Below are 13,394 nucleotides of genomic sequence, written 5' to 3'. Positions count from 1 at the left end.
TCCACTCCCGAGAGCTGGGTCATTCCGCAGGCTCCACTCCCGGCCACCCCGATGCACCGGGCTTGTACCGATTGGTACAGTACCGGCTCATGAGCGATCGCCACGACGTGGTGCCGATACTCGCAGGAGTGTTCCGCGACCACGGGTTCGACGGGTCGTCCCTCGCGGTCATCAGCAGATGCACCGGACTCGGCAAAGGCAGTCTCTACCACTACTTTCCGCGGGGAAAGCAGGAAATGGCCGAGGCAGTCCTCGACGACGTCGAGCTGTGGTTCCACCACAACGTCTTCGAGCCGCTGCGGCACGGAGACGACGCGGCGTCGACGACCCACGACATGTTCGAGCAGACCGCCCGCTATTTTCGGTCCAATCGCCTGGTGTGCCTGTTCGGCGCGTTCACGCTCGGGCTCGAGCGTGCCACCTTCTCCAGCCGTGTCGCCGCGCATTTCACCCAGTGGATCGAGGCACTCACTCCGGTGCTGCAGCGGCTCGGACACGGCGACTCGGCGGCCGAGCTGGCCGAAGAGATCGTCGCCGGAATCCAGGGGGCGTTGGTGCTGGCACGGGCTTTCGACGATGCCACACGATTCGACCGGGTACTGGCCCGACTCGAAGCCTCGGCCGCACGCGTGTCGGCGGGAGTGCACGCATGACACCTGACGACACGACGCCGAAGCCGGCACCCGAGCTGAAGACCTTCGGCATACGAGAGTTGTTGCGACTCATCGTGATCGGATCGGTGCTGACGTACTTTCAGTTCATCGCAGTCGGCCGCTGGGTTCGTGCGCCGCGGCGCGGCTGGCCGGTTCACGCCTCCAAGGCCGTCGTCGACGCGTTCTTCGTGCTCGGCCCCACCTTCGTCAAGGTGGGGCAACTGATGGGTTCGTCGCCCGGACTGTTTCCCAAGGTCCTCGCCGACACCTGTCTGCGATGCCTGGACGAGGTGCCGCCGTTTCCCGGGTCGCAGGCTCGCGCAGTGATCGAGGCAGACCTGGGCCGGAGCGTCGACGAATTGTTCTCCTCGTTCGACGACGTACCGCTCTCGTCGGCGTCGGTCGCCCAGGTACACCTGTGTGTGCGCCGCGACGACGGCCGCGAAGTGGTCATGAAGGTGCAGCGGCGAGGCATCTACCACCGCATGAAAATCGACCTGCGAATCGCGTATCTCATCGCGCGCGGTCTCGAGAAGTTCATTCCGTTCTTCGCCACGGCCAACGCGTCGGCCATCATCGTCGACCTGCACGCCGCGACGTTCGCAGAACTCGACAGCGCAGTGGAAGCCAAGCGCCAGCACAGCTTTCGCAGTGCAATTGGGGCATTCGGCGACAACAAGCACGTCACCGCACCCGAGGTGTTTCTCGACTACTGCGGTGGACGCGTGATCTGCATGGAACGCATGCACGGCTCTCCGCTGGACCGGTACCGGCCCGGTGAGCAATCGGAGCTGATCGTCCGCCGTGCCGCCAAGGTCTGGATGGAGGCCCTGGTACTGCACGGCCTGTTCCACGGCGACGTGCACGCGGGAAACGTCTGGGTGCTCGACGACGGCAGAGTGGCCTTTCTGGACTTCGGCGTCATGGGCGAGGTGGACGAGCAGTGGCGCGCGTTGTTGCTCGACCTCTTCCACGCCACGGTGATCGACGGCGACTTCACCCGCCTCGCCGGTACCGTCAAACGTCTGGGAATCGTTGCCCCGCAGATGGGTTCGGACGCCGAAGTCGGCGCGATTCTGCAGTCGGTGTTCGCGCCGATGCTCTCGACCACCCTCGCCCACTTCAGCCTGGCGGACTTCATCCGGGCGTTGGTCGGCATGGGCAAGCAGTACAAGACGTCCAGCCCCGAGGAACTGATCCTGGTGGCCAAGCAGCTCGGCTACTTCGAGAGGTATGCCATCGAACTCGCACCGAACTGGGCGTTGGGCACCGACCCGTTCGTGTTCAAGAACGTCTTTCCCGCCGAGATCGCGGCGCTGTCCGAGGCACGGGGCATCGAGCTGCCGGAGTGATCCGACAGCCCGCGCACCCGATCACAGACTGAAGTCGAGAACCACTTTCCCTGCTGCCGTTCGGTTTTCGAGCGAGGCGATCGCTGCTGCCGCATCGGAGACGGGGAAGACGGACGGCTCGGGAGCCACGAGCGAACCGTCCGCGAGCAGCGGCTCGATCTCGGCCCACTGAGTGGCCAGGTAGCCCGGGCGCGTCATCCACCACGCACCCCAGCCGACGCCGACGACATCGACGTTGTTCAGCAGCAAACGGTTGACCTTGACGGTCGGGATCTCGCCACCGGTGAAGCCCAGCACCAGGATTCGGCCCGAGGGCGCGAGCGAACGGATGCTGTCGGTGAACCGGTCACCGCCCACCGGATCGACGACCACGTCGACGCCACGGCCGCCGGTCAGCTCCTTGACCGCATCCTTCCAGCCGTCGACCAGTACGACGTCGGTGGCTCCGGCGGCGCGCGCGATGTCTGCCTTTGCTTCCGAGCTCACCACTGCGATCACCCGTGCTGCCCCGAGAACCGGAGCCATTCGCAGAGCGGAGGTTCCGATCCCGCCGGCCGCGCCGTGCACCAACACCGTCTCGCCCTGCGCCAAGCGGCCGCGCTCGCGCAACGCGAAGTGCACCGTCAGATCGTTGAACAGCAAGCCTGCACCCGCAGTGAGCGACACGGACTCGGGCAACGCGAACACCGTGTCGGGCGAGACGACGGCGACCTCGGCCATACCGTCGCTGAGCCCCGTCAACGCTGCCACGCGGTCTCCGGCCGCGAAGCCCGAATCCGCCGGAGCCGACCGCACGATGCCGGCGATCTCGCTGCCCGGAACGAACGGCAACTCGGGCTTGTACTGATACAGCCCACGGGTGAGCAACGCGTCGGGAAACGCGACGCCCGCGGCCCTGACCTCGATGACCACCGACCCATCACGCGCGGTGGGTTCGTCGATATCGGCAACGGTCACCGAATCGGGTCCGTCGAGACTGGAGATCTGTACCGCGCGCATGAAGTGTCCTCTCGGTCGGGATCGTTCCCTGCCTGCCACGGTACAAAACTGCCGTACTCACCGCCGCTACCGGCATCCACTCCTGGTGATGTGCTCCAATCGAGGGGTGAACACCACTCCCCTCACCATCGTCTCGCCCGACGGCACCGCCCGCGGCGGCGTCATCGTCATCCAAGAAGCCTTCGGCGTCACCGACCACATCGTCGACGTCTGCAATCGGGTCGCGGCCGCAGGTTGGGTCGCCGTCGCTCCGCATCTGTTCCACCGGCAGGAGGGTGTGAGCGTGCTCGACTACTCGGACATGGATTCCGCCATGGCGGCCATCGGGAAACTCGAGGCGGACGAGGTGGACTCCGACGTGGACGCGGCGGCGAGTGCGCTGGCCGAACTGGGGTTCGAGCCCTCGTCCATCGCGATCGTCGGCTTCTGCATGGGCGGAACCGTGGCCTTCCATACCGCGGTTCGACGGCAACTCGGTGCGGCAGCGACATTCTACGGAGGCGGGATCACGAAGGGCCGCTTCGGTTATCCCGCGATGGCCTCAGTGGGCGACGCTCTCCGGACACCGTGGCACGGCTTCTTCGGAGATCTGGACGATGGCATTCCGTTCCAGGACGTCGAGACACTGCGGGAGATCACCGCCACGGCACCGGTCGGCACCGAGATCACCCGATACCCCCACGGCAAGCACGGCTTTCACTGCGACGACCGCCCTGCCGTGTTCGATGCCGCAGCCGCAGGCGACGCGTGGACCAAGACCCTCGAGTGGTTCGACGCGCATGTCGCACGCTGAGCACCCTCGCTCCGACGCCGAACTCGCGGAGGAGACCGAACGCATCGTCGCCTTCTGGACCGAGCTGGCGCTGCCCGGTCTGTTCGACGTCCACACGCACTTCATGCCGAAGAACGTGATGGACAAGGTGTGGAGCTACTTCGACAGCGCAGGCCCGCTGACGGGCAGCGTCTGGCCCATCTCGTACCGCTTCGCCGAAGACCGACGGCTGCAGGTGATTCGAGGGTTCGGCGTGCGGCGATTCACGTCGATGATCTACCCGCACAAACCTGAGATGGCGGCCTGGCTGAACTCCTGGGGTGCGGACTTCGCGGCTCGCACCCCCGATTGTCTGCAGACTGCGACGTTCTATCCCGAGGACGGAGCGACGCAGTACGTCGAGCAGGCGGTGACGAACGGAACGCGAATCTTCAAGTCGCACATTCAGGTCGGGAACTACTCGCCCAACGACCCGCTGCTCGACGGCGTCTGGGGCACCATTTCGGATGCGCAGATTCCGGTGGTCATCCACTGCGGCTCCGGACCGGCACCCGGCTCGTATACCGGCCCCGAGCCGATCGCCGCTCTGCTGCAGCGGTTTCCGACGCTACCGCTCATCGTCGCGCACATGGGCATGCCCGAGTACGTGGACTTTCTCGATCTGGCCGATCGATACGAGAACGTACGCCTGGACACCACCATGGCCTTCACGGACTTCTCCGAGGCCGCTGCACCGTTTCCCCGGCACGAGATGCCGCGCCTGCTGGACCTGCAGGATCGCATTCTGTTCGGGAGCGACTTCCCGAACATCCCGTACCCCTACCTGGACGCGCTGGAGGCGGTGAGCCGTCTCGGACTCGGTGACGAGTGGGTCCGCGCCGTGTGCTGGAGCAACGGCGCGGCCCTGTTCGGTTGAGTCCCGTTCGCGGGTCTCAGCCCACCCAGAATTCGGCGATACGCTCGGCGATGGCGGTGCCCTGCGCCCGGCCCGCGATCGCTGCCGCCGCGCGCACGGCGATGTCGGTGGGGTCGGGTCCGATCGCAGCCGACGAATCCGCGTCGGGAACGATGACTTCCACTTTCGAGCCGCCCTTGACCAATTTCGCACGTTCGACCTCGAAGGGGTCGCCTTCCAGATCGAGCGCGCCGACCTTGAGCACCAGCACCTTCTCGAAACCCACCGCCAGATCGGCGTTCTCGCTCGCACGGATACCGCCGTCGACGTAGCGGTGATCGCCGATCGTCACCGGCGGCCACATGCCCGGGATCGCGCAGCTCGCGGCCACGGCGTCGATGAGCTCGACGCCCGATCCCCGGTCCAGTACTCGATGGCGTCCCGTCAGGGCGTCCACGGTGACGATCCGCAGATCGCGGTCGGGCCACGAGTGCTTCGTCAATCGGCGGGCGATGATGGCTCGTCGTTCCCGTTCGGTGATCGTCGATGTCGCCAGAGCTTCGGCACCGATGCGCCTGCGCGTGTCCAGCGCACTGCCGTCCGAGTTCTGAGCGGCTCGGGCCAGCATGGTGACGAGCTCGTCGATGGTGGCCTCGGCGTGCGGCTCGTTGTCCTGCTTCGACTCGTCCGCCTGCCGCTCGAAGAACTCCGCTATCGGAGTGCCACTCGAGATCTGAGCGGCCACCGAAGAACCGGCCGACGTTCCGAGCAACATCTCGGCGTCGCTGACATCGGCCCCGGCCTCGGCCAGTCCCAGAAGGACGCCTGTCTGCCACGCAATGCCCGCTACACCGCCGCCGCCCAATACGAGCGCTCGTCTGGCCATGGTCGTAACCCCGTTCTTCCGCTGGACCCGTCAGGAACTTACAGCCCCGCCGCCGACCCGCGGCCGTAACCACGTGATCAGGTCGTCGAGCACGCGCTCCTGCTCCGGCTCGTTGAAGACTTCGTGGAACAGCCCGTCATAGGTTTTCAAGGTCAGGTCCTCGGAGCCCGCCAGTTCGGCGATGAGTTCGCTGCCCGAGACATCGGCCAACCGGTCCGCGGTTCCGTGCTGCAGCAACACCGGAATGGTCAGCGACGGCAATCTGGCGGGATACGTACGACTCTCCTGCAACAGTGCTGCTGCCAGCCCGGCCGTGACGCTGCCGTGATAGCCCAGCGGATCGGCGACATAGGCGTCGACGACGGCCCTGTCGCGGGAGACGTCGTTGGGGTCGAGTTTCAGTACCGGCAGCGACGGCAGGAACCTGCCGAGTACTGCACCCACCGCGACCAGTGCCTTCGGTTGGCCCACGGACGGGTTGACCGCAGGCCCGGACAGCATCAGTGCGTCCAGATCACCCTGATGGTCGAGGGCGTAGGACAGTGCGATGGCACCACCCATGCTGTGTCCCAGGAGGAATGTGCGGCTGCCGGGGTGCTCCTCGGCCGCGATGGAGAACAGTGTGTGCAGGTCGTCGGTGAAGTCCGACCATTTCGCCAAGGAGACTCGTTTGCCACCGGATCGCCCGTGCCCGCGGTGGTCGGGTGCGTAGACGACGAGGCCGAGCGAGCCGAGCCGCTCGATCACGTGTCGGTACCGTCCTGCGTGCTCGGCCAGGCCGTGAGCCAGCACCAGAACGCCGGTCGGCGGATTGCCGGCGGCGACGTCCGGGGTCCAGACGTCGTAGACGACGCGAGTTCCGTGTACCCCGGCGAACGACGACTCGACATGCTGCATTCGGTCACCGTACAAGGACCGCGACCCCTGCGACGGCCCATCGCTCGAACCCCACAGATTCGTCTAGGTAACTATCCTCAGAGGCGTGGCGATGTACTTGTGACAGACCACCACCGCACCACCCTCGTATCGCGTGGGCAGTCTCGAAGATCAGGAGTGAGTTCACGCATGCTCGACAACCACGCCGTTCGGGCCTCGCCGACGTGGCGCGACCCCAAGCGTTATCTATGGCCGCTCGGCCTGACGATTCCGCTGAGCCCGTTCCTGGCGTGGGGCTTGGTGACACTCCTCGGACCCGGCGCGTTCTGGGCCCTCGGGCTGATGATCATGGGAATTGCGCTGCCGGTGGTCGACAAGTTCGCGGGCGTCGATCGCAGCAACCCACCCGACGAGGCTCTCGCAGCACTCGACAAAGACAAGTACTACCGGTGGTGCGTCTACCTCTTCCTGCCGCTGCAATACGCGGGTCTGGTGGCCGCGTGTTACCTGTGGGCACACGGACCACTCGGCACACCGGAGAGAATCGGTCTGGCCGTCACCGTGGGCGTGGTCGGCGGCGTCGGCATCAACGCCGCGCACGAACTGGGACACAAGCGGGAGAACGTCGAGCGGTGGCTCTCCAAAGTCACTCTGGCGCAGACGCTGTACGGCCACTTCTACGTCGAGCACAATCACGGCCACCATCTACGCGTCGCCACCCCCGAGGATCCGGCGTCGGCGAAATTCGGTGAATCGTTCTGGAAGTTTCTGCCGCGCACCATGTTCCACGGACTTCATTCGGCCTGGGATCTCGAATCCCGTCGACTCGCGCGTTCGGGCTCGTCACCGTGGACGCTGCGCAACAACCTCTTCAACGCGGCCGCGATGAGCGTCGTTCTGTTCGGGGTACTGATCGCGGTGTTCGGTTGGATCGTGCTGCCGTACCTACTGATTCAGGCCGCCATCGCCATCGTCCTGTACGAGGCGGCGAACTACCTCGAGCATTACGGCCTGATGCGCACCAAGCGTCCGGACGGGCGCTACGCCAAGCCCTCGCACCGGGACAGCTGGAACAGCGATCACCTGTGGAGCAACCTGTTTCTCTACCACCTGCAGCGCCACAGCGACCATCACGCCAATCCGGTGCGCCGCTACCAAGCGCTACGAACCGTCGACGAGTCTCCGCAACTCCCGGCCGGATACGCGGTGATGATCTTCTGCTCGATGGTTCCGCCCTTGTGGCGCAAGGTGATGGATCAGCGCCTGATGGACTTCTACGACGGCGACCCGAGCCTGGTCAACGTCGACCGCACCGATCGCACAGCGGTCCGTCGCCTCGACAAGCTGAGCGGGGCGCGGGCGCAGTCGTAGCGTCGACGCCTCAGACCGCGGCGGGCTCGTCGGTTTGCGCTCGCAGGTAGCGCCCGAAATGCGGCACAGTGAACGCGATCGTGCCGCGCTCGGCCGAGTAGATCAGGCCCTTCTTGATCAAGCCGTCCCGGGCAGGCGACAGCGATGCCGGCTTGCGTTTGAGTTCGGTGGCGACGGCCGAGGTCGGCACCGAACCGTCGTCCACCGACAGTTCGGCCATCGCTCGCATGTATTCACGTTCGGCGGGTGTCGCGCGTTCGTAGCGCGAACCGAAGAATCCGACGGCCAGTTCCTCCTCCGCCGTCGGAGCGGCGACGCGCACGTCCTCGGCGGAGATCGGACTGTCGGCGGCGAGATCCCAGGTCGCCTTGCCGTAGGCCTGCACGAAGTAGGGGTAGCCATCGGCGGCTGCGTACAGCGCGTCGAGTGCCTCGGGAGTGAATTCGACATCCTCGCGGTCGGCCGGCGCAATCAACGCGAGATCTGCTGCGGCTCGCTCGAGCCTGCCGATTCGGTGGTAGCTGAACAGGCGCTCGGAGTAACTCTTCGATGCCGACAGCACGGCAGGCAGGTGCGGTAGTCCGGCCCCGACGATGATCAGCGGCGCGGTGTCCTGACTGAGTTCGTGGCAGGCCGCGCACAGTGCGGAGATGTCTGCGGGACCGAGGTCCTGCATCTCGTCGATGAAGATGGCGATACCCACACCCACGTCGCCGGCCAGTGCGGAGGCGTCGAGCAGCAGCTCGACGAGGTCGATCTCGATGTCGCCGGAATCGGCGCGGCCGGTCTTCGCCGGGACGTCGATGCCCGGTTGCCACCGCTCGCGCATCCCCTTGTCCGCGGTGGCGCGCAGCGCGAAGGCCTTGAGGACGCCGAGAAACTCGTCGACGCGTTCGGGGTCTCGATGCGAGGCCGCAATGCCGCGTACCGCCATGTGCAGCGCCGACGACAGGGGCCGGCGCAGTTCCTGGTCGGGACGAGCTTCGATCTTCCCGGTGCCCCAACCGCGCGCGATGGCCGCGGATCGGAGGTGGTTGAGCAGCACCGTCTTGCCCACGCCGCGCAGACCGGTGAGAACGACACTGCGTTCCGGCCTGCCTCGGGTGATCCGTTCGAGGACGACATCGAAGGCGTCGAGCTGCTTCTTTCGACCTGCGAGCTCGGGTGGGCGCTGGCCTGCGCCGGGAGCGTAAGGGTTACGCACGGGGTCCATGGGGCCAAAGTTACAGCGAATCGTGCGATATATGCGGACATCTAGCTCGTGTCCTAGACATCTGTATTCACTCGATACTTGCGCAATCGCTCAGGTCGCAGCTAGGTTCGGTGGTGTGAAGCGCATTCTCGTAGTACGCCGCCGTAGCGGGGTCTGATTCGGACCGACCCCTTCGCTGCGGGTCTTCGTGCTACCTCGGTCCTCCCTTCACATTCGGAAGACCACTCCCATGAATGCATTTGCTTCTTCTTTCGCCACCGATCCGTTCCACGCCCGTTTCGGCTGCGCCCTGCCGCGCACGATGCGCGACGAGATCACCGGGCAACACGTGTCGTGGACGGCCTTCGTCGACCGCTTCTCGCCCACGACCGGGCCTCTTCGGCTGGGCTCCTGGTCCGGCACTGGGGCCACCGGGGGCAAGATGTCGTTCGACGCCACCTTCGGCATCGGTGACACCATCTTCGCTTGTGCCGCAACAACATACGGACCGATCGAGGCGTTGACGTCGATGCTCCACGACACCGGGTTCCGCATCGAGATCCTCTCGTTCCACCAGCAGCGCATCGGCGACGAGACCGCCACCTTCGTCCTGACCGAGCACGACGGTCGCCGCGAATGGTCGATGGCCATCGAGCCCGACGCAACCCTGTCGTCGATCCGGGCCATCATCGCCGGTGCCAATCTGCTGCATCGGTAGCCCCGACCAGTGCCGAGTTCGCAGTTGTGTAGGCCAAAACGCCCTCCTCGCCTGCACAACTGCGATCTCGACACGCCCCCGCGTCGGTAGCGCTTTCTTCGCCTATCTAGCGCTCGATCAATACAGTCGAAGATCTCGCTAGGGCATCTCGATTGTCTGAGCGCGGTGAATTTCCGCCAGTGCATGGCGCACGTACGTTTCGGCCTTGCCCTTGCGAACAGCGAGCAGATCCGCCACCACCAGCAGGGCGTGCGCAGGCCGCGGCCTCGAACGTGTCTGTTCGTCGACGTCCGTCACGCCCAGCGCGCCGGTGAGCACCTCGACGAATCCGGCGATGTCCAGGTTCGGCAACCATCCCGCGCCCTTGACTGTTCGAGCAAGTACTTCTTGGACGTTCTCGCCGGTCAAACCGTCGCTATATACCTCTTCGAGCAAACTCCGTACCATTTCTGCATGCACGCGCCCGGCCCTGGCCGGGTCCGAGCGGTCCAGCATGTCGACGGAGTCTTCGAATGCCACCGGATCTCGAGTCGCAACCGCGGCGAGGGCCTCGACGGTGGCGTCGGCGATTTTTCGCACGTCGGCGGGCCATTCGGTGGGCCAGACAATGGGGACGCTGTTCGGGGGAACAGCCGCTGGGGAGGGGTCGGTCATCGCAGAAGTCTCCCACTGTCTACCGACAGGTTCCTTTTACCTGTAACCGATGTTTATACTAAGTCGCGCACTGTGGCATCGGCCACATCGTGGACGTGGAGGAGGTCGAGTCGATGAACGAGCGCAACGCCGTCGCATCGGATCCGGGCGAAGTGATGCTGCAGGCCAGGAACGTGAAGTTCGACTGGAGCGATCTGCCGATGCATTGGGTGCCGGGCGATCCGTACACCACACACGTTCTCAACGTGCTGCACCTGATACTTCCCGCCGGTGAGCACTGGTTCGTCGATACGTTCAAAGAAGCTCTGCCCTACATCGACGACGAGAAGCTGCGTGACGACGTCATCGGGTTCATCGGCCAGGAAGCCGTACACGCCGAGGCCCACACCGGCGTCCTCGTACATCTCGAGGCCAACGGACTCGACCCCAAGCCGTTCACCGACCAGATGGACTGGACCTTCGGCAAGGTACTCGGAGCCGACTCGGTCACCAGCCTGCGCTCCAAGAACAACCTCGTCGAGCGGCTCGCTCTCATCGCCGCCATCGAGCACGTGACGGCATTCCTCGGCGATTGGGTCCTCAACGCCGACGGCCTCGACCGCGCGGGCATCCACCCCACGATGCTCGATCTGTTGCGCTGGCACGGTGCCGAAGAGGTTGAGCATCGCTCGGTCGCGTACGACACCCTGCGCTACTTCGACAAGCGCGAGGTTCGTCGTCTGCGCACATTCGTGGTCGTTGTGCCGCTGATGGCGTACATCTGGCAGCGCGGGATCATCTTCCTGATGAAGAACGACCCCGAGCTGCAGACCGCGCCGAAGTCCGTCCGCAAGCCGCGCTCCGCACTGTGGAGAAAGTCGGTCAAGCGCGGCACCCTGCCCGCGCTGACGCACGTCGGCCGCAGCATGTCGCGCTACCTCAAGAAGTCGTACCACCCGAGCCAGGAAGGCTCCACCGCTCAGGCCGTGCGCTACCTGGCGTCGTCCCCGGCCGCGCAGGCTGCGGCGCGGTGAAACTCTCGACGCGCCGCGTTCCGCGGTTGCTACCCAAGGATCCGCCGCCGGATCTGCGCGGACGGTCCCGGCCCGATCGCTCGATGCAGATGCTCGGTACATTCCTCAACGGCTACATGCATGCGACGGCGGGCAAGGAGTACGACGACGCCGTCGCCGGGCACAATCCTGATTCCGCACTGCGGCTGGTGGTCGTGGACCGCGAGATAGTCGCCGAGGACAACGATGTCGCTGCCTTGACCCTCGCGTCGCCGACGGGGGAGCAATTGCCGACCTGGCATCCTGGCTGCCACCTCGATCTGCACCTGCCGTCGGGTCGCCGTCGGCAGTACTCGCTGTGCGGTGATCCGTCCGACCGCAGTTGCTACCGCATCGCAGTGCGCCGAATTCCGACCGGCGCAGGCGGTTCCATCGAGATGCATGCACTCGAGCCCGGCACCGAGGTTGTTGTTCGAGGCCCGCGCAACGGCTTCCCCTTCGTCGCCGAGGGCAGTGCTCTGTTCATCGCCGGCGGCATCGGCATCACCCCGATCATCGCCATGGTCCGCGCGGCACGGATTCTCGGGATGGACTGGCAGTTCGTGTACTGCGGTCGCTCCCGCGACACGATGCCCTTTCTCGAGGAGATCGAAAGCTGGGAGTCGGACCGCGTGTTCGTCCGGACCGATGACGTGCACGGATACCCCGGTGAGGGCGAACTGCTCGAGCGCGCCCCGGCCGGCGGTGCCGTCTACTGCTGCGGACCTACCCCGATGCTCGACGCCGTCCGCCGCGACTTCCGTGAGTGCCCCTCCACCGCATTGCATTTCGAGCGATTCGGACCTCCACCGATTCTCGATGGCCAACCCTTCCAGGTGCAGCTGATCAGCAGCGGAGCCGTGCTCGACGTAGCCGCCGACGCCTCCGTATTGACCGCGGTCAAAGAGCAGAAGCCCAATATCGCGTACTCGTGCCAGCAGGGCTTCTGCGGTACCTGCAAGGTTCGGGTGCTCTCGGGCGAACCCGAGCACCTCGAAACACGGCTGACGCCGGAAGAGCAGCGCGATCACATGCTCATCTGCGTCTCGCGCGCTCGAAGCGCCCGTCTCGTGCTCGATCTATAGAACGGAAAGACAGTGAGCAGCAACGCATTTCGTACGACGGTCGTCAACGAGGGCATTCGGTTGGCGGTGTTCGAGAGCGGAAACCCCGAGGGTGAACCCATCGTCCTCGTTCACGGGTGGCCCGATACTCACGAACTGTGGAGCCACATCGTCCCGCAACTCGAAGACCGGTTTCGGGTGATCAGCTACGACTCGCGCGGAGCCGGTGAGAGCTCGGTGCCTGCCGAGCAGTCGGCGTACAAGTTGGCCCGGTTGGCGGCAGACTTCTATGCCGTGGCGGATGCGGTCAGCCCCGACGCTCCCGTGCACGTGCTCGCGCACGACTGGGGTGCCGTCGAGGTGTGGGAGGCTGCGGCCCAACCACAGGCCAAGGATCGAATCCGTTCCTACACTTCCGTTTCGGGACCCAATCTCGACCATCTCGGAAAGTGGTCGCAGTCGCGATTGCGCAAACCTACTCTCACCGGCATCAAGCAGGTGCTCGCCCAGGTACGCGCGTCCTGGTACACCGCCACCTTCCATGTCCCGATCCTTGCCAACCTGCGGATCAAACGGCAGTTCGCCAAGGGCTGGCCGGCATTCCTCGAGGAGTTCTCGGGAGTCGACCCGGCGCTCGTCACCCAGAACCCCACGCTGTGGTCGGACGCGACCAACGGCACCAACCTATACCGCGCCAACATCATTCCGATTCTGACCAATCCGCGAGATCGGTACATCGACATCCCCGTGCACCTCATCGTCAACACCGAGGACGTCGCGGTTCGGCCGTACCACTACGACGACACCGGCAAGTGGGTGAAGAACCTCACGCGCAACGACATTCCGGCGGGACACTGGTCGCCGATCTCGCATGCGGACGACATCGCCCGATTGACAACGGAATTCATCGACTCGCTGCACTGAACCTTCA

The 13,394-nt window shown here is 65.2% G+C and carries 14 protein-coding genes; 9 read left to right on the top strand and 5 right to left on the bottom strand.

Annotation, left to right across the window (positions count from 1 at the left end):
• The first annotated feature begins 89 nt into the window (after positions 1-89).
• Positions 90-653, top strand: a complete 564-nt coding sequence (locus tag QM588_RS02040) for a TetR/AcrR family transcriptional regulator (RefSeq protein ID WP_045841613.1) — start codon at positions 90-92, stop codon at positions 651-653.
• Positions 650-2,005 (top strand): ABC1 kinase family protein, encoded by a 1,356-nt coding sequence (locus QM588_RS02035; RefSeq protein WP_283311117.1) that lies wholly within the window; start codon positions 650-652, stop codon positions 2,003-2,005. Before QM588_RS02040 ends, QM588_RS02035 begins: the two co-directional genes overlap by 4 nt.
• A gap of 21 nt (positions 2,006-2,026) precedes the next feature.
• Here QM588_RS02035 and QM588_RS02030 read toward each other — a convergent pair whose 3' ends face one another.
• Positions 2,027-3,004: an NADPH:quinone oxidoreductase family protein gene (locus QM588_RS02030; RefSeq protein WP_032367756.1), complete on the bottom strand. Its 978-nt coding sequence runs from the start codon at positions 3,002-3,004 to the stop codon at positions 2,027-2,029.
• Between the two features lie 106 nt (positions 3,005-3,110).
• Here QM588_RS02030 and QM588_RS02025 point away from each other — a divergent pair, with 106 nt between their 5' ends.
• Together QM588_RS02025 and QM588_RS02020 are read left to right on the top strand one after the other, a co-directional pair.
• On the top strand, positions 3,111-3,797 hold the full coding sequence (locus QM588_RS02025) for a dienelactone hydrolase family protein (RefSeq protein WP_283311115.1): 687 nt from the start codon (positions 3,111-3,113) through the stop codon (positions 3,795-3,797).
• Positions 3,784-4,692 (top strand): amidohydrolase family protein, encoded by a 909-nt coding sequence (locus tag QM588_RS02020; RefSeq protein ID WP_283311114.1) that lies wholly within the window; start codon positions 3,784-3,786, stop codon positions 4,690-4,692. Before QM588_RS02025 ends, QM588_RS02020 begins: the two co-directional genes overlap by 14 nt.
• Positions 4,693-4,708: 16 nt before the next feature.
• Here the strand turns inward: QM588_RS02020 and QM588_RS02015 are convergent, their stop codons facing one another.
• Both QM588_RS02015 and QM588_RS02010 read right to left on the bottom strand, forming a co-directional pair.
• Positions 4,709-5,557, bottom strand: a complete 849-nt coding sequence (locus QM588_RS02015) for a patatin-like phospholipase family protein (RefSeq protein WP_283311112.1) — start codon at positions 5,555-5,557, stop codon at positions 4,709-4,711.
• A gap of 30 nt (positions 5,558-5,587) precedes the next feature.
• Positions 5,588-6,454 (bottom strand): alpha/beta hydrolase, encoded by an 867-nt coding sequence (locus QM588_RS02010; protein ID WP_283311109.1) that lies wholly within the window; start codon positions 6,452-6,454, stop codon positions 5,588-5,590.
• A gap of 168 nt (positions 6,455-6,622) precedes the next feature.
• Here QM588_RS02010 and QM588_RS02005 point away from each other — a divergent pair, with 168 nt between their 5' ends.
• Positions 6,623-7,804 (top strand): alkane 1-monooxygenase, encoded by a 1,182-nt coding sequence (locus tag QM588_RS02005; RefSeq protein WP_283311108.1) that lies wholly within the window; start codon positions 6,623-6,625, stop codon positions 7,802-7,804.
• Between the two features lie 10 nt (positions 7,805-7,814).
• Here the strand turns inward: QM588_RS02005 and QM588_RS02000 are convergent, their stop codons facing one another.
• On the bottom strand, positions 7,815-9,017 hold the full coding sequence (locus QM588_RS02000; RefSeq protein WP_032367752.1) for an ATP-binding protein: 1,203 nt from the start codon (positions 9,015-9,017) through the stop codon (positions 7,815-7,817).
• Positions 9,018-9,246: 229 nt separating this feature from the next.
• Between QM588_RS02000 and QM588_RS01995 the strand changes: the two genes are divergently transcribed.
• Positions 9,247-9,714 (top strand): 2-isopropylmalate synthase, encoded by a 468-nt coding sequence (locus tag QM588_RS01995; protein ID WP_283311106.1) that lies wholly within the window; start codon positions 9,247-9,249, stop codon positions 9,712-9,714.
• 138 nt (positions 9,715-9,852) lie between these two features.
• Here the strand turns inward: QM588_RS01995 and QM588_RS01990 are convergent, their stop codons facing one another.
• Positions 9,853-10,368 carry a hypothetical protein gene (locus tag QM588_RS01990; RefSeq protein WP_283311105.1) on the bottom strand — a complete coding sequence of 172 codons (516 nt, stop codon included), beginning with the start codon at positions 10,366-10,368 and terminating at the stop codon, positions 9,853-9,855.
• Between the two features lie 113 nt (positions 10,369-10,481).
• Between QM588_RS01990 and QM588_RS01985 the strand changes: the two genes are divergently transcribed.
• From QM588_RS01985 to QM588_RS01975, 3 genes are all read left to right on the top strand, one after another.
• The gene (locus QM588_RS01985; protein ID WP_283311104.1) at positions 10,482-11,381 is read left to right on the top strand and encodes a metal-dependent hydrolase; all 900 of its coding nucleotides are present in this window, start codon (positions 10,482-10,484) and stop codon (positions 11,379-11,381) included.
• A gap of 83 nt (positions 11,382-11,464) precedes the next feature.
• Positions 11,465-12,484, top strand: coding sequence for a PDR/VanB family oxidoreductase (locus QM588_RS01980; RefSeq protein ID WP_283311782.1), 1,020 nt, complete (start codon positions 11,465-11,467; stop codon positions 12,482-12,484).
• 12 nt (positions 12,485-12,496) lie between these two features.
• Positions 12,497-13,387, top strand: a complete 891-nt coding sequence (locus QM588_RS01975; RefSeq protein ID WP_283311102.1) for an alpha/beta fold hydrolase — start codon at positions 12,497-12,499, stop codon at positions 13,385-13,387.
• Positions 13,388-13,394 lie beyond the last annotated feature (7 nt).

This window comes from Rhodococcus sp. IEGM 1354, from assembly GCF_030056855.1.
GTDB lineage: Bacteria > Actinomycetota > Actinomycetes > Mycobacteriales > Mycobacteriaceae > Rhodococcoides.
This window is presented reverse-complemented; position numbering and strand designations above follow the sequence as displayed.